Below are 15,335 nucleotides of genomic sequence, written 5' to 3'. Positions count from 1 at the left end.
GGCTTGCCCCGCGATGCGATGTTGGCGTTGCTATCGCTATCGCGGGGCAAGCCCGCTCCCACGTTATCCATGTAAATCAGATAGTTAGCGGTTTTTCTATGAGAGCTGGCGCTAGCCTGCGATGAGTCCCGACGCGGCTTACTCGACGTTCAACACCCCACGACGTACCTGGTCGCGCTCGATCGACTCGAACAGCGCCTTGAAGTTGCCTTCACCAAAGCCATCGTCACCCTTGCGCTGGATGAACTCGAAGAACACCGGCCCCAGCAGGGTTTCGGAGAAAATCTGCAGCAGCAGACGCTTGTCGCCCGACTCAGAAGCACCGTCGAGCAGAATACCGCGCGCCTGCAACTGGTCGACCGGCTCGCCATGGCCTGGCAGACGCTCTTCGAGCATCTCGTAGTAGGTTTGCGGTGGCGGGGTCATGAAGCGCATGCCGATGCCCTTCAGGGCATCCCAGGTCTTGAGCAGGTCATCGGTGAGGAAGGCCACGTGCTGGATGCCTTCGCCGTTGAACTGCATGAGGAACTCTTCGATCTGCCCGGCACCCTTGGACGACTCTTCATTGAGCGGAATACGGATCATGCCATCCGGGGCCGTCATGGCCCTGGAGGTCAGGCCGGTGTACTCGCCCTTGATGTCGAAGTAGCGGATTTCGCGGAAGTTGAACAGTTTTTCGTAGAAGCCGGCCCAGTAGGTCATGCGCCCACGGTACACGTTGTGGGTCAGGTGATCGATGATCTTCAGGCCCGCACCGACCGGGTTGCGATCAACGCCCTCGATGAAGTTGAAGTCGATGTCGTAGATCGAGCTGCCTTCCTGGAACCTGTCGATCAGGTACAGCGGCGCACCACCGATACCTTTGATTGCGGGCAGGCGCAGCTCCATAGGACCGGTTTCGATTTCGACCGGCTGTGCGCCCAGTTCCAGCGCGCGGGCATAGGCTTCGTGGGCGTTGCGCACGCGGAACGCCATGCCGCATACCGACGGGCCATGCTCGGCGGCAAAGTACGAAGCGATGCTTTTAGGTTCGTTGTTCAGAATGAGGTTGATGCCGCCCTGGCGATACAGGTGTACATCCTTGGAGCGGTGGGTTGCCACTTTGGTGAAACCGAGGATCTGGAAAACAGGTTCCAGCACGCCTGGGGTGGGCGATGCGAATTCGATGAATTCAAAGCCTTCAAGGCCCATCGGGTTTTCAAAGATATCTGCCATGTTCGTGTCCTCTGTGCTGCAAAAAAAAACGGTTATCAAGCAGTTGCGATGCCGTCTTGCACAGGGGGTGAACATGGGATGCCGCGCACGCTTCTGGCGAGGTAGGCGCCAATGATCAGCTTGGACCCAGGGTTTGTCATGGAGACCTTCCAGGCAGGCTTGGCCCATCGAATACCGAGGGGCCTTATTGTTTTATTCGTAACCCGATTCTACAGGGCGTAAATTGCTTTGTCGCGCTCTAGTTACAAGGCTTCCCCGACAAACGGCTATCCTTAGCGAACCGAGCCGCTTCTACAGGTTAGCCTGCCATGCCCCTTACCCGTCACCGCCCTGCCCGCTGGAGCTGGCGTACCCTGTTGCCCTGGGCGGTGGCTGTCATTCCGCTGTTAGGTGGCCTTGCGGTCATGAACTGGCAGACCGGGCGCGAAATGCGCAGCGCAAGCCAGGCGACTGCGCTGGAGGTGAGCCGGCACATCGAAACCATCCTCGACAGCCTGGCCGCAGCCGCCGAGCAGTTGCTGCCCAAGGCCGGGCAGCCCTGCAGCGACGTGCAGTTGGCGCTGCGCATCGAGGTCACGCGCAACCCCTTCGTGCGCTCGACCAACCTGTTTGACCACAACACGCTGTATTGCTCTTCGCTGTATGGCGATTTCGACGAGCCGGTGCATACTCGCGACTACACCGATGGCAAGCTGTGGCTGATGGACGGCAACACCGTCACGCCAGGCCAGGCCCTCATGGTGTATCGCGCCAGCCAAGGCTCGCGTGGCGCAATTACCACGGTAGACGGGCGCCACCTGCTGAGCGCCTTGCGCCTGATCGGCAAGGATGTGCAGCTTCAGGTGCAAGTGGGCGACCATTGGATGGGCAGCGAGGGCCGGGTGCACAACGGCACCCCGCCGATTGCCGACAGCGCGCCGGTCACCGTGAGTTCCAGCCGCTACCCGTTCAGCGTCCATGCAGGCTACGCCGCAGGCAAGGCTGGCGAATTATTCCTCGCGCGCTACCCGGCGATGCTTGGCCTGCTGTTGATGCTTGGCGCGCTGGCGGGGGCTGCGTGTCGCTGGCAGATCCGCCGCGCCAATTCGCCGCGCGCCGAGCTTGACCGGGCACTGCAGGCCGGGGAATTTCTGCCCTACTTCCAGCCGGTGGTGCGCCAGGGTGATTACCGCTGGGCCGGGGTCGAGGTGCTGATGCGCTGGCGGCACCCGCGCGAAGGCTTGGTGCGGCCCGACCTGTTCATCCCCTATGCCGAGCACAGCGGGCAGATCGTCGCCATGACCCGCGCCCTGATGCTCAACACCGCCCAGGCCCTGGCGCCGCATGCCGCGCTGCTTGAAGACGGTTTCCATGTTGCCATCAATATTACCGCCGACCACTGCCGCAACCTGGGCCTGCTCGATGACTGCCGAACGTTCCTCCAGCACTTTGCGCCAGGGCGCGTGGTGCTCACCCTTGAACTGACGGAACGCAAGCTGATCGAGCCGACGCCCATCACCCTTGAGCTGTTCGAAAAACTCCACGACATAGGAGTAATGATTGCGCTGGATGACTTCGGTACCGGCCAGTCCAGCCTCAACTACCTGCGCCAGTTCAAGGTCGACTACCTGAAGATCGACCAGAGCTTTGTCGCCATGATCGGCGGTGACGCGCTGTCGCAGCATATCCTCGACAGCATCATCGAGCTGTCGGGCAAGCTGGCCCTGGGGATTGTCGCCGAAGGCGTCGAAACCGCGGTGCAGCGCGACTACCTGGCGCGCTACAAGGTGGACTTCCAGCAAGGTTACCTGTTCGCCCGGCCGATGCCGCTGGACGAACTGTTGCTGGCGCTTGCAGCACGCCCGGGCAGTGCCCGGTTGCCGCATACTGCGCCCCCTGAGATCATGCGCGGCTGATCCATCCGCTCACTTCCGGTTTTCGAGGCATTCGTGTCAAAAGGTATTGCTACATCCGTCATGGCGTCCTGTTTGTTCGCCGTGATGTATTACTACACCTCATTCCTGGCCCCGCTCGATGGCGAGGAGATCTTCGGTTGGCGCACGCTGCTGACCTTGCCGTGCCTGACGCTGTTCATGCTGGTGTCCAAAGACTGGAAGCGGGTTGGCGAGCTGCTCGGGCGGGTGCGGCAGAACCGCATGCTGTTGCTGGGCATGCTTGGTACGTCCTGGCTGATGGGCGTGCAGTTGTGGCTGTTCCTGTGGGCGCCGCTGCACGGGCGCAGCCTGGAAGTCTCGATGGGGTATTTCCTGCTGCCGCTGACCATGGTGCTGACCGGGCGGCTGGTGTATGGCGAGCGGTTATCCCGCATGCAGACAGTGGCGGTCGCCTGTGCGGCCACAGGCGTTGGCCACGAGCTGTATCAGCACGGCAGTTTTGCCTGGGAAACCCTGGTAGTAATGATCGGCTACCCGATCTACTTCGTGTTGCGCCGCCGCTGCCGCACCGACCACCTTGGCGGGCTGTGGTGCGACATGACCCTGCTGTTGCCGTGGGCGCTGTACTTTGTCATTCAGGGGCCGCTGTCAGCCGCCGACGTGGCCCAGCACCCAGGCTTGTACGGGCTGATCCCGCTGCTCGGGGCGATCAGCGCAGGCGCCTTGATTGCCTACGTGCTGGCCAGCCGCATGCTGCCGTTCAGCCTGTTCGGCCTGCTCAGCTACGTCGAGCCAGTGTTGCTGGTGGCCGTCTCGCTGCTGCTGGGTGAAACCATCGCCGCGGACCAGTGGCTGACGTATCTGCCAATCTGGGCCGCGGTGCTGGTGCTGGTGCTTGAAGGCTTCAGGCACCTGCTGCGTCAACGTCGGCGCCCTGTGTAAGGCGCACCTGGCGTACCCGGCGCTCCTCCACGGCAACCACGGTCAAGGTCCAGCCGTTCCAGGCCAGGCGGTCACCGATGATCGGCAGGCGGTCGAGCAGGCTCATCACCAGGCCCGCGAGGGTCTGGTAGTCCTCGGTGGCTCGGGCGACAAAGCCGGTGCGCGCCTGCACCTGGGCAAGGTTGAGCGCGCCGCTGACCACGAACCCGCCCTCCTCTTCGACTACACCTGGGCCTTCGACCTCGCTGGCATCAGGTAGCTCGCCGGCAATCGACTCCAGGATGTCAGTCATGGTCAGCATGCCGGTGAAATCACCGAACTCGTTGACCACGAAAGCAATGTGCGTCGACTGCCCGCGCATCTGTTCCAGCGCGTTGAGAATGCTGAAGCTCTCCAGCAGGTTCAGCGGCGTGCGGGCCAAGGTTTCCAGGTCCGGCGTGTTGCCGGCCAACAGCTCCTTGAGCAGCTCCTTCTTGTGCACGAAGCCCAGCGGTTCGTCGCTGTGGCCATCGCGCAGCAAGGGCAAGCGCGAGTAAGGCGAATTGACCAACACCTGGGTGATGGCCTCGGTCGGCTGCGACAGGTCGATCACGTCAACGTCGGTACGCGCAGTCATTACCGTGCGAATCGGGCGCTCGGCCAGGTTCAGCACGCCGCTGATCATCACCCGCTCGCGCCGGTCGAACAGCACCTGTTCGCCACCGCCTTCGACCAGGTCGGCAATTTCCTCGCCCACCTCATCCGCCTCGACACGGCGCCCGCCCATCAGGCGCAGCACGGCATGCGCGGTACGCTCACGCAGCGGCCGATGCTGCTGAACGCTGCGCTTGCGTCGAGCCCGGGCCAGTTGGTTGAACAGCTCGATCAACAGCGAGAAGCCAATGGCCGCATACAGGTAGCCTTTGGGGATATGGAAGCCCAGGCCTTCTGCGGTCAGGCTGAAGCCGATCATCATCAAAAAGCCCAGGCATAGCATGATGACTGTGGGGTGTTCGTTGACGAAACGGGTCAGCGGCTTGCTGGCCACGATCATGATGCCGATGGAGAAGATCACCGCGATCATCATGATCGACAGGTGCTCGACCATGCCCACGGCGGTAATCACGGCATCCAGCGAGAACACCGCATCGAGCACCACAATCTGCGCAACGATAGGCCAGAACGCTGAATGGCGGACAGCGCCTGTGGATTGCGCCGCATGGCCTTCCAAACGCTCGTGCAGCTCCATGGTGGCCTTGAACAACAGGAACACACCACCGAACAGCATGATCAGGTCGCGGCCGGAGAAGCTCTTGTCGAACACCTCGAACAGCGGCGCGGTCAGCGTCACCATCCACGAAATGCTCGCCAGCAGGCCCAGGCGCATGATCAGCGCCAGCGACAGGCCGATGATCCGCGCTCGGTCGCGCTGATGGGGTGGCAGCTTGTCAGCCAGAATGGCGATGAACACCAGGTTATCGATGCCCAGAACCAGCTCGAGGACGATCAACGTCAACAGGCCCAGCCAGGCCGTGGGGTCGGCTAGCCATTCCATTAGCGGGTACTCACTGGGGATGCGTCACGCAGACGCGGAGAGGATGGCCAGACCGGCCAGAAACTGGGGGGCTCCGAAAAGGTGCTCATGTGTACCTGGATAGAAATTTGGGAAGGTGATCCTACAATCGAAGCAGGTTTTTCTCACAGCGGGAAAATATTACAAAACCTGTAGCAGGTGCCCGAGGGCATTTCTGTTCAATACCGCACAGGCCGGGGCTGGCAATAATGGCGCCCTGTTCAATCCTTCCAGGAAGCCCTGCATGAGCCTGTCCCTGTCCATGGCCGCCTTCGCGTTGGCGGCGTCGATTTCCCCCGGCCCTGTGAACATCGTCGCCCTCGGCAGTGGCGCCCGCCACGGCCTGCGCGCAAGCCTGGGGCATGCTGCCGGCGCCACCCTCGGGTTTTGCCTGTTGCTGGTGCTCACCGGTTCAGGCCTGCACGAGCTTTTGCTGCGCTGGCCGATGCTGGAACGGCTGCTGCACTGGGGCGGCGTGGTATTTCTGCTGTACATGGCCTGGAAACTGGCCAGTGATGACGGGCGCCTGCAGGCCGACGCACAACCACAAGCGCCCAGTGCCTGGCATGGCGCGGCCATGCAATGGCTCAGCCCCAAGGCATGGCTCGCCGCCGTGGCCGGGGTCGGCGCCTATACCGGTGGCGAACAGCAGTTGTTGTGGCTGTTCACCTGGATCTACGGGCCGATCTGTTTTGTCTCTGTCGCCAGTTGGGCGTGGGCCGGGAGCATGATCCGCCAGTACCTGGCCGAGCCTAGGCGGCTGCGCCTGTTCAACCGCTGCCTGGCGGGGCTGCTGGTGGCCAGTGCCGGTTACCTGCTGCTGGGTTGAGGGCACGGCGACAGCGTCACGCCTCGCGACGCAGCAAGTAGGTATCCATGATCCACCCTTTGCGCTGGCGCAGCTGTTCGCGCACTTGCACGATATGCCCCTTCACCGCCTGCAGCGGCCCGCTTATCAGTACTTCGTCGGCGCTGCCAACGTAGGCGCCCCAGTAGATGTGCAAGCCTGGGTCATCCAGCGCGGCAAAGGCGCACTGGCCGTCGAGCATTACCGCCACATTGTCCACCGGTTCAACCTCGGCAAGGCGGCGTGCAGGCAGGATGGTCAGCGGTTCGCCAATACGGTTTAGCGGGATTTGATGGCGCGCGGCCAGTGCCTGCACGCTGCTGATGCCCGGAATCACCGTCAGCGCCAGCGCCACGCCGCCCGCGCGCACCAGGTCGAGGATGCGCAAGGTGCTGTCGTAGAGCCCAGGCTCGCCCCACAGCAGAAAAGCGCCGACATCCCCCGGGGCCATTTCCTGCTCCAGCAGCCGCGCATACAACGCCGCACGCTGCGCATGCCAGGCCCTCACCGCACCGGCGTAGTCGCCAGCATCGGCATCACGCTGCGGGTCCTGCACCTGCACCAGACGGTAATCACCCTCGGGCAGGTAGCGGGCCAGGATCGTCCTGCGCAGGTGCACCAGCTCGTTTTTGGCTGCGCCCTTGTCGAGGACGAAGAACACCGTTGCCCGCTGCATGGCCTCCACGGCCTCGTAGGTAACCTGCCGGGGATCACCCGGGCCAATGCCGATGAGCAACACGTGTTTCATGGGGAGCCTTGTACCTGTTCAGAACAACGAGAAGTTATAGCTGACGATAACCCGGCTCTCGTCCATGTCACGCGCCACCTCGGGTAATTACTCCGGTAGGTGGCGTTGCGCAAGCGGACACTGACATCCTTGAACGTGCCGCTTTGCACCTGGTACTTGAGCTCGGTGTCGCGCTCCCATTCCCTGCCCTCGGCATTGCTGCCAGGGACCTTGATCTGGTCGCCACTGATAACAAGGTACTGAGCGCGCGCTGGCGCCGTGGCCGGACGACGGTATGAACCCGCTGTTACTGTGGCCGTCACGAAAATCGCGGTTGAAATAAACCGTGCGGGCCTCAAACCGGGCCTGGCTGTCGTCGACAAAGCCACCCGCCTGGGCTGCACAACCGGCGCACAACAGCGACAGGCCGGTCACAGTACGTTCCGGTGCGTAAAGGAGAGGGGCAAACATTCGGCATATCCACGAACAAAGACAAAAACAGGCCGAAACAAACATTGCGCCCGGCACGAAAGCGCATCGCAAACAGGCCTGCGAACGCCGAGCGCGCTGCGCCAACGGCTCTATTGCGGGCCATTGGGCCATGGTCTAGCGCCCGTCACGTGTGCACCCAACGGCAAGTGAAACAACGTGCAAGAAACTGTGAAAGTTCCGAACAAACAAACTTAAGTTTGCGGTTTACCCTATTGCAAGTGGCTACTACACTGACCTTCAACGAACAGCAGTCCCTTGCCAGGTGGTTAACGTTATAAGCAGTTACCGATGTTCGTCATGCCATGCCACGCAGACTTTCAGGAGTACTCATAGTGTCCAGACTTGCAGAATTTCGTGCCGCTGAAAAAGCGCTCCAGGAACAGATGGCACAACTTGAAACCCTGAAGAACGACGCCGGGCTCAAGCGCGAGATCGAGTTCGAGAAAAAACTCGTCGCGCTGATGAAACAGTACGACAAGGGCCTGCGCGAGATCATCGCCATTCTGGACCCCAAGGCCACAAGCCGTGCCCCGGCACCTGCGGCCAAACAGCAACGGCGCGCACGCGTGGTCAAGGTTTACGAGAACCCACACACCGGTGAGCGGATCGAGACCAAAGGCGGTAACCACCGCGGTTTGAAAGCCTGGAAACAGCAATACGGCGCACAAAAAGTGGAAAGCTGGGTACGTGGATGAAACCTCGACATGAAGTTCACAGTTTTTTCACAAGGGCTGTATCACTATAAACCCAGCTAACGGACTAGCGACCCCATCACGCGCCCGCACACGCGGGCCTCTAATTCCAACGCCCTGCCCTCGTGCAGGGCGTTTTCATTTGCGCGCAAGGCTCACTTCCGTATCATGGTCCATCTGTTTTAAGCCTGATTCTGGAGTACCCATGAGCCTGCAAGACCTCAATAGCCTGCCCGGCGTCACCGCCCAGCCAGACACCGCGACTGCACAGTTCGTGTTCAACCACACCATGCTGCGGGTCAAGGACATCAGCAAGTCGCTGGACTTCTACACCCGCGTCCTGGGCTTTCGCCTGGTCGACAAGCGCGATTTCCCGGAGGCCGCCTTCAGCCTGTACTTCCTGGCCCTGGTAGACCCCGCGCAGATCCCTGCCGACGACGCTGCACGCCACCAGTGGATGAAGTCGATCCCTGGCGTGCTGGAACTGACCCACAACCATGGCAGCGAAAACGACCCCGAGTTTGCCTACCATAACGGCAACAGCGACCCACGCGGCTTTGGCCACATCTGCGTTTCGGTACCTGACGTGCGTGAAGCCTGCGCCCGCTTCGAGGCGCTCGGTGTGCCCTTCCAGAAGCGCCTGCAGGACGGCCGCATGAACCACCTGGCGTTCATCAAGGACCCGGACGGCTATTGGGTAGAAGTGATCCAGCCGAGCGAGCTGAAGGGCTAACCTCAGCCCATACGTTCGTCGGGCCGCGCCCCTGCGGCCCGGCGCCGTGGTATACGAAGGTAACTCCCCTTCCAAGCCACAGCGAGGTAAGGACGATGCAATCCCTGCACTGTGAGTACCGCGACCACACCATCACCGCCAGCGTGATGCCACACCCTGACTCTCCCCTGCCCTATGCCGCCGGTTGCCTGATCACCGATCCGCATGGCCACACCAGCAAGCGCATGTCGATGCCGATGAAATTCTTCAGTGACCTGGACAACGCCCAGCGGGTGTCGTTAGCACATGGCCGGGCGCTGGTCGATCGGCGACTGGATCAAGCGCCCGCCCAAGGCTGAGGCGCTCTCAAATCTGCCGTGCGTACGCTACCGCTGCGTCAACCTGCTCGCGGTTGGGGCGTACGCCGGTGTACAGCACGAATTGCTCCAGAGCCTGCAAGGCAATGACTTCGAGCCCGGTGATCGCCAGCTTGCCCAACGCCTCGGCGCGCTGGATGAACGGCGTGCGCGCCGGCATGGCCACCACATCGAATATCCACTCGGCCGCTTCTATCGCTGTATCGGCAAACGGCAACTGATCCGCCTCTGGGCCACCTGCCATGCCGATCGGGGTGACGTTGATCAGCATGGGCGGCGCCAAGTCACCGAGGTCTGGCAACCAGCGATAACCACACATATCAGCCAGTTGGCGGCCGGCCTGCTCATTGCGGGCAACAATGGTGCCCGCAGTGAAGCCTGCGTCGCGCAGGGCACTGGCCACCGCCTTGGCCATGCCGCCGCTGCCGCGCAGGGCAAACGCCGTGGCCGGATCGACTTGGCGTTGTGCCAGCAGTTGGCGCACCGCCAGATAGTCGGTGTTGTAGGCCTTGAGGTGGCCATGGGTATTGACCAGCGTATTCACCGACTCGATGGCCGCTGCGGAAGGGTCGATTTCATCGACCAACGCCATGCACGCCTCCTTGTATGGCATCGATACCCCGCAACCGCGAATGCCCAGCGCCCGGATGCCAGCCACGGCTGCGGGCAAGTCCTGGGTGGTCATGGCCTTGTAGTAGTAATCGAGCCCAAGCTGCTGATACAGGTGGTTGTGAAAGCGCACGCCGAAGGTGCCGGGGCGCCCGGCCAGTGAAATGCACAGGACTGTGTCCCGGCTGGGGCTGATACTCATCTGCTGTTCCTCGTGTAACGGCTGAAACGATTTACCCAGCGTACCAGAGGCAACCGCCGGTCGCCCCTTACACAACCTTTACCGTTGCCCTGTGCGCAGTTGACGCTGGCCGCGGTCATAGTAATCAGGCCCCGAACGTGGGGCTGTCTTGCGAGGAATGATCATGAATCGTCTCATCCCTGGAATCGCCCTGCTGGTCGGCGCACTGGCCATCAGCGGCCCGGCTGCTGCCCACGGTGGGCGCTGGGGTGGCCCAGGCCCGGTGATTGGCGCCGCTGTGGTGGGTGCCGTGGTGGGTGCTGCCGTCAGCGGCGGGCGTGAGCGCACCGTGTACGTCGAACAACCGCCGGTTTATGTGCAGCAGCCGGTGTATGTGCAACAACCGGTTTACGTACAGCCGCCGCCACCGCCGGTGTACTACCAGCCACAGCCGTATGTCGTGGAACGCTATGTACCCGCGCCGCCGCCGGTCTATCACCGCTACTACGGCCCGCCCCCTGGCTACTACGGCCCGCCGCGCTGGTAGCGCGTACCACAAAGAAATCAATGACCACTATTGAAGGCATCGATTTCACCGCATGGCGCCTGCACTTTAAAGTGGGCGCCATGTTCAACGCAGCCGCCGCAGCGGTTGCTGGCAACCCCGAATCTGTTGTTGTGGGTGCTCCCTACGCCCTTTGTTCGCCCGCCTACTCGGCGGGCTTTTTTTGCCTGCCAAAACGACGAACGGTTGCTGCGGAACCGATCCAGCATGAAGCTTTTTTCATATCGACGACGCCCATCAACGAGCAATCGACAGGCGCTGGGCCATACTCCAGAATGCACCGGTTTTTGGGGGAAAACCCTTGCACAGCCAACGACATACCACCATTTAGTGAGCCTCAACGTGAAAACTACCCTGTCCATCCTCAGCCTGCTGCTGTTGCTCACAGGTACTGCGACCCTCCCGTCGACCGCTGCTGCACAACCCCCGGCCCAGGCCCAACGCGACCCCAGTAAATTGCACCTGGCGTCCGGCAGCGCCCTGTTGATCGACCTCAGCACCAACAAGGAGCTGTACGCCAGCCACGCGGACCGCGTGCGCCCCATCGCCTCGGTGACCAAGCTGATGACGGCAATGGTGGTGCTCGACGCCAAGCTGCCCATGGACGAAATGCTCAGCATGACCATCGCCAACAACCCCGAAATGAAAGGCGTGTATTCGCGGGTGCGGCTTGGCAGTGAGCTGAACCGCCGCGAGACCCTGCTGATCACCTTGATGTCCTCCGAAAACCGCGCCGCCAACACCTTGGCCAACTACTACCCAGGCGGCTACGGCGCGTTCATCAAGGCCATGAATGCCAAGGCCCGCAGCCTGGGCATGACACGCACCCGTTACGTCGAGCCCACGGGCCTGTCGACCCTGAACGTGTCCACCGCCCAGGATCTGGCCAAGCTGCTGATGGCTTCGCGCAAGTACCCAATGCTCAGCGAGCTGTCGACTACCCGCGAAAAAACGGTAGCGTTCCGCAAGCCCAACTACACTCTGGGCTTCCGTAACACCGACCACCTGGTGAACAAAAGCAACTGGGACATCAAGCTGACCAAGACCGGTTTTACCAACGAAGCCGGTCACTGCCTGGTGCTGTTGACCAAAATGGACAACCGGCCGGTAGCGATGGTGATTCTCGATGCGTTCGGCAAGTACACCCACTTTGCCGATGCCAGCCGCATGCGCCAATGGCTTGAAACCGGTAGCGCCAAGCCTGCACCTGCGGTGGCCATGCAATACAAGACCGACCGTCAAAAAGGTACGCGGGTGGCTCAAGACTGAAGCCTAGCCTTTCTGGGCGAGCAGGTGCGCAAGGCTTTGCGCCAGTTCATCCTGGCGGAACGGCTTGCGTAGCACTTCGAACCCGTGCAGCTCGCGCGGGGTCAGGTTGGCGTAGCCGGTGATGATCAGCACCGGCAAGCCAGCCATCCGTTCACGCAGGCGCTGGGCAAAGCGTACGCCGGTCATCTCAGTCATGACGTGGTCGGTCACCAGCACGTCCGGCACCCAACCCTGCTCCACCAGCGCCAGCGCCCGCGCGGCGCAGTCGGCCTCGACCACTTCGTAGCCCAAGTCACGCAACTGCAAAAGCGTCGCCTGGCGCACCAATGCCTCGTCATCCACCAGCAGCACCTTTATCGGGCCTTGTGCCCTGGGGGCCTGCACCGGCGATGGTTCGGAGCTGGGCAGCCCGGCCGCGCTGGTCGGCAGCCAAAGCGTCGCTTCAGTGCCTTCGCCGACCCGCGAGCAGATGGCAAAGCCGCCACCGGACTGCACCGCCAAGCCTTGCACCATGGGTAGGCCCAACCCGCTGCCCTTGCCAACGCCCTTGGTGGAATAGAACGGCTCGATACAGCGCCCGAGCACTTCATCGCTCATGCCGCCGCCACTGTCAGCCACCTGCAGCCACACTTGCTTGCCCGCCACCAGCCCCTCCGGCAGCGCCGGCCCATCACCATCCAGCCCAGCAGCGATAGTCAGCTTGCCCCCTTCAGGCATGGCGTCGCGGGCATTGATCACCAGGTTGAGCAGTGCCAGCTCCAGCTGGTGCGAATCGACCAGCACCGCTGGTAACGCCGGGTCGATACGCACCTGCAGGCTGATGGTCGGGCCCAGTGAGCGCGCCATTAGTTCGTGCATGTCCTCGACCAGCAGCGCCAGCGCCACGGGTTGTGGTTTCAGGGTCTGACGCCGGGCGAAGCTGAGCAGGCGCCCAACCAGGTTGCGCGCCCGCTCGGCCGCCTGCAGGCCACCATCGATCAGGCGCACAGTGCGCTCTTTGTCCGACTGCCGACGGACCAACTCCAGCGAGGCAATGATCGGCGTAAGCATGTTGTTCAAATCGTGGGCGATGCCGCCGGTAAGCTGGCCGATCATCTCCATCTTGCGCGCCTCATGCAGCTGTAGCATGGACGCCTCGCGCTGGGCGAGCATGTCCGCCACCCGCTCCTCAAGCCGCTCGTTGAGCATGTGCAAAGCGCGCTCGGCACGGGCATGGGTAATGGCGGCCCACACCTGCTTGGCGGTTTCTTCAACCAGCAGGCACTCGTCTTCGACGAACAAGCGGGGCTGCTTGTAGTGCACGGCCAGCATTGCTTCAAGCCGGTCGGCGCGCATTACCGGCACATGCAGCACACCGCCCAAGCCCTGCAGCGCCGGCGAGCGCGGTTCGTCTTCGGCGTAATTACGGCGCGCCTGTTGACCGGTTTTGAGCACGTCGTAAAGGGTCGGGTCAAAGCTTGCGTAGCTGTGATCGCCCAAGATGGACGGGGTGTCGGCCGCCCACTCATGAGCAATACGCACCTTCTGGCCTTCGCCCAGGTCCTCGCCGAAACACACCCGTGCCGCGCCCAGCTCTTCGGCGAGCCGGCGCGCCGCGTGGTCGCCGATGCGCTCGGCGGCGCCGAGCCTTGGCAAGGTCTGCCCAAGCTCGAGCAAAAACGCCTGGCGGCGCTGAAAACGCACGCGCTCAGTGGTTTCATTGACGATGCACAATACGCCGCCTACGGTGTCGTCGGCTTCGCGCACGGCGGAATAGGACACATCGAAATAGACCGTTTCACCCAGGCCGTGACGCTCTATGTAGAAAGGCCGGTTTTGCGCGGAAAAGGTCTGGCCGGTTTCACGCACGCCACGCAGTAGCGGCTCCAGATCGTCCCACAGTTCACGCCAATGGATATGCGCTGGCTGGCCTAAGGCATGCGGGTGTTTGTGGCCGATGCTGGGCGCATAGGCATCGTTGTACAGCGCGGCATACTGCGGCCCCCAGAACAGCACAATTTGCGCCTGGGCCGGCAACAGCGTGGTCATCACCGCTTTCAGCCCCGCCGACCAGCCCTGTGGATCGCCTAGCGGCGAGGCGCTCCAGTCCATTTTTTGCAGCAAGCCACAAACCGCCCCGCCCGTGTTGAAGAACGTTGGAATGCCGCTGCGTGAACCTGTGTGCTGGACTGATTTCATGTGCTGCAAAACCATCAGTGGCCCCGGTCAGATTGCCATCCATCACTGGATATGAAATCGACCGCAGGCAGATGTTCCACTGGCTTTCAGACTTTGTACCGGACGGGGGGTTTTACCGTCGCGCTTCGGTCAGCATGCGCACGGCAAGGCCTGCCAGTACGGTCCCCATCAACCAGCGTTGCACTTGCTGCCACACTGGCCGGCCGCCGAGGAATACCGCGATGGAGCCCGCCATCAGTGCAATCAGCGCGTTGACCGTGACGCTGATGACGATCTGTGTGCAGCCCAGCGCCAATGACTGGGCAAGCACGCTGCCATGGCCGGGTTCAATGAACTGTGGCATCAGCGACAGGTACATGACGGCGATTTTCGGGTTGAGCAGGCTGGTCAGCAAACCCATGGCAAACAGGCGCCGCGGGCTGTCGGCGGGCAAGTCACGAACCTGGAACGGCGATCGGCCACCCGGGCGCAGCGCCTGCCAGGCCAGGTACAGCAGGTACAGCGCCCCGGCGATGCGCAGGGTGTCATACGCCAACGGCACCGCCATCACCAATGCGGTAATGCCCAACGCCGCACACACCATGTAAATGACGAAGCCCAACGCCACGCCACCGAGCGAAATCAGCCCGGCGCCGCGCCCTTGGCAGATAGAGCGCGAGATCAGGTAAACCATGTTCGGCCCAGGGGTCAGCACCATGCCCAGGCAAATCAAGGCGAAGGCCATCAGGTTGGCGAATTCCGGCATCAGACACATCCATGTGAGGGGGAAGTGCGACCGAGTGTATCCGCAAATTGCAGAGTTAGAAGCGCGAAACCTTGCGCGACAATTTAATTTTCCGAAGCCCTGCCAACTCAACAGCGCTCCAAAAACGGTGTACCCCAACAGCGCCGCCGCCTTACGCGTTCAAAGCTGACAGTTCCGTCAAATTGTGACGGAATTGTATGTACGGGTTGTTACATTGAACGTCTGGTCAACCATACCGGCACCGTGCCATTATTGGCGTCAAAAATACAACACCAGGTGAGGACCAACCTAATTTCGCAGCGCATCGAGAGCCTGGCACCATCGCCAGCCCTCACGACCATGCTCTTGACGCCTGCAA

Annotated in this window: 14 protein-coding genes and 1 pseudogene; 8 read left to right on the top strand and 7 right to left on the bottom strand. The window is 62.0% G+C overall.

The window, feature by feature from the left end; translation table 11 throughout:
* Window positions 1-138 precede the first annotated feature (138 nt).
* A complete protein-coding gene (gene hppD, locus HU720_RS14930; RefSeq protein ID WP_186520699.1) occupies window positions 139-1,215 on the bottom strand; it encodes a 4-hydroxyphenylpyruvate dioxygenase in 1,077 nt (358 codons plus the stop codon).
* 308 nt (window positions 1,216-1,523) lie between these two features.
* Here hppD and HU720_RS14925 point away from each other — a divergent pair, with 308 nt between their 5' ends.
* Both HU720_RS14925 and rarD read left to right on the top strand, forming a co-directional pair.
* A complete protein-coding gene (locus tag HU720_RS14925) occupies window positions 1,524-3,110 on the top strand; it encodes an EAL domain-containing protein (protein WP_186520698.1) in 1,587 nt (528 codons plus the stop codon).
* Window positions 3,111-3,143: 33 nt separating this feature from the next.
* Window positions 3,144-4,031 carry an EamA family transporter RarD gene (gene rarD / locus HU720_RS14920; protein WP_186520697.1) on the top strand — a complete coding sequence of 296 codons (888 nt, stop codon included), beginning with the start codon at window positions 3,144-3,146 and terminating at the stop codon, window positions 4,029-4,031.
* On the opposite strand, the gene HU720_RS14915 is transcribed toward rarD, so the two are convergent.
* Window positions 3,994-5,565: a TerC family protein gene (locus HU720_RS14915; protein ID WP_186520696.1), complete on the bottom strand. Its 1,572-nt coding sequence runs from the start codon at window positions 5,563-5,565 to the stop codon at window positions 3,994-3,996. The two genes, rarD and HU720_RS14915, sit on opposite strands and share 38 nt — an antisense overlap.
* A 262-nt stretch (window positions 5,566-5,827) precedes the next feature.
* On the opposite strand from HU720_RS14915, the gene HU720_RS14910 reads away from it, so the two are divergent.
* Complete coding sequence (locus HU720_RS14910; protein ID WP_186520695.1) at window positions 5,828-6,412, top strand: LysE family translocator; 585 nt, start codon at window positions 5,828-5,830, stop codon at window positions 6,410-6,412.
* Between the two features lie 16 nt (window positions 6,413-6,428).
* On the opposite strand, the gene cobF is transcribed toward HU720_RS14910, so the two are convergent.
* Window positions 6,429-7,178 (bottom strand): precorrin-6A synthase (deacetylating), encoded by a 750-nt coding sequence (gene cobF / locus HU720_RS14905; RefSeq protein ID WP_186520694.1) that lies wholly within the window; start codon window positions 7,176-7,178, stop codon window positions 6,429-6,431.
* Window positions 7,179-7,196: 18 nt separating this feature from the next.
* Window positions 7,197-7,408, bottom strand: a pseudogene (locus HU720_RS14900) (OprD family outer membrane porin); the annotation flags it as partial.
* A 573-nt stretch (window positions 7,409-7,981) separates the two neighbouring features.
* Here HU720_RS14900 and HU720_RS14895 point away from each other — a divergent pair.
* The 3 genes from HU720_RS14895 (at window position 7,982) to HU720_RS14885 (ending at window position 9,412) form a co-directional block, all read left to right on the top strand.
* A complete protein-coding gene (locus HU720_RS14895) occupies window positions 7,982-8,344 on the top strand; it encodes a histone-like nucleoid-structuring protein, MvaT/MvaU family (protein ID WP_186520693.1) in 363 nt (120 codons plus the stop codon).
* A 202-nt stretch (window positions 8,345-8,546) separates the two neighbouring features.
* Complete coding sequence (gloA, locus tag HU720_RS14890) at window positions 8,547-9,074, top strand: lactoylglutathione lyase (RefSeq protein WP_186520692.1); 528 nt, start codon at window positions 8,547-8,549, stop codon at window positions 9,072-9,074.
* A 95-nt stretch (window positions 9,075-9,169) separates the two neighbouring features.
* Window positions 9,170-9,412, top strand: a complete 243-nt coding sequence (locus HU720_RS14885; RefSeq protein ID WP_186520691.1) for a hypothetical protein — start codon at window positions 9,170-9,172, stop codon at window positions 9,410-9,412.
* Window positions 9,413-9,419: 7 nt separating this feature from the next.
* On the opposite strand, the gene HU720_RS14880 is transcribed toward HU720_RS14885, so the two are convergent.
* Window positions 9,420-10,241 (bottom strand): shikimate 5-dehydrogenase, encoded by an 822-nt coding sequence (locus tag HU720_RS14880; protein WP_186520690.1) that lies wholly within the window; start codon window positions 10,239-10,241, stop codon window positions 9,420-9,422.
* 163 nt (window positions 10,242-10,404) lie between these two features.
* Here HU720_RS14880 and HU720_RS14875 point away from each other — a divergent pair, with 163 nt between their 5' ends.
* Window positions 10,405-10,767 (top strand): hypothetical protein, encoded by a 363-nt coding sequence (locus tag HU720_RS14875; RefSeq protein WP_186520689.1) that lies wholly within the window; start codon window positions 10,405-10,407, stop codon window positions 10,765-10,767.
* Between the two features lie 360 nt (window positions 10,768-11,127).
* The gene (pbpG, locus tag HU720_RS14870) at window positions 11,128-12,054 is read left to right on the top strand and encodes a D-alanyl-D-alanine endopeptidase (RefSeq protein WP_186520688.1); all 927 of its coding nucleotides are present in this window, start codon (window positions 11,128-11,130) and stop codon (window positions 12,052-12,054) included.
* 3 nt (window positions 12,055-12,057) lie between these two features.
* Here the strand turns inward: pbpG and HU720_RS14865 are convergent, their stop codons facing one another.
* Together HU720_RS14865 and HU720_RS14860 are read right to left on the bottom strand one after the other, a co-directional pair.
* Complete coding sequence (locus HU720_RS14865) at window positions 12,058-14,232, bottom strand: response regulator (RefSeq protein WP_186520687.1); 2,175 nt, start codon at window positions 14,230-14,232, stop codon at window positions 12,058-12,060.
* Between the two features lie 112 nt (window positions 14,233-14,344).
* Complete coding sequence (locus tag HU720_RS14860) at window positions 14,345-14,977, bottom strand: LysE family translocator (protein ID WP_186520686.1); 633 nt, start codon at window positions 14,975-14,977, stop codon at window positions 14,345-14,347.
* Between the last annotated feature and the right edge of the window lie 358 nt (window positions 14,978-15,335).

The sequence above is a fragment of the Pseudomonas sp. SWRI51 genome, from assembly GCF_014268825.1.
Lineage (GTDB): Bacteria > Pseudomonadota > Gammaproteobacteria > Pseudomonadales > Pseudomonadaceae > Aquipseudomonas > Aquipseudomonas farsensis.
This window is presented reverse-complemented; position numbering and strand designations above follow the sequence as displayed.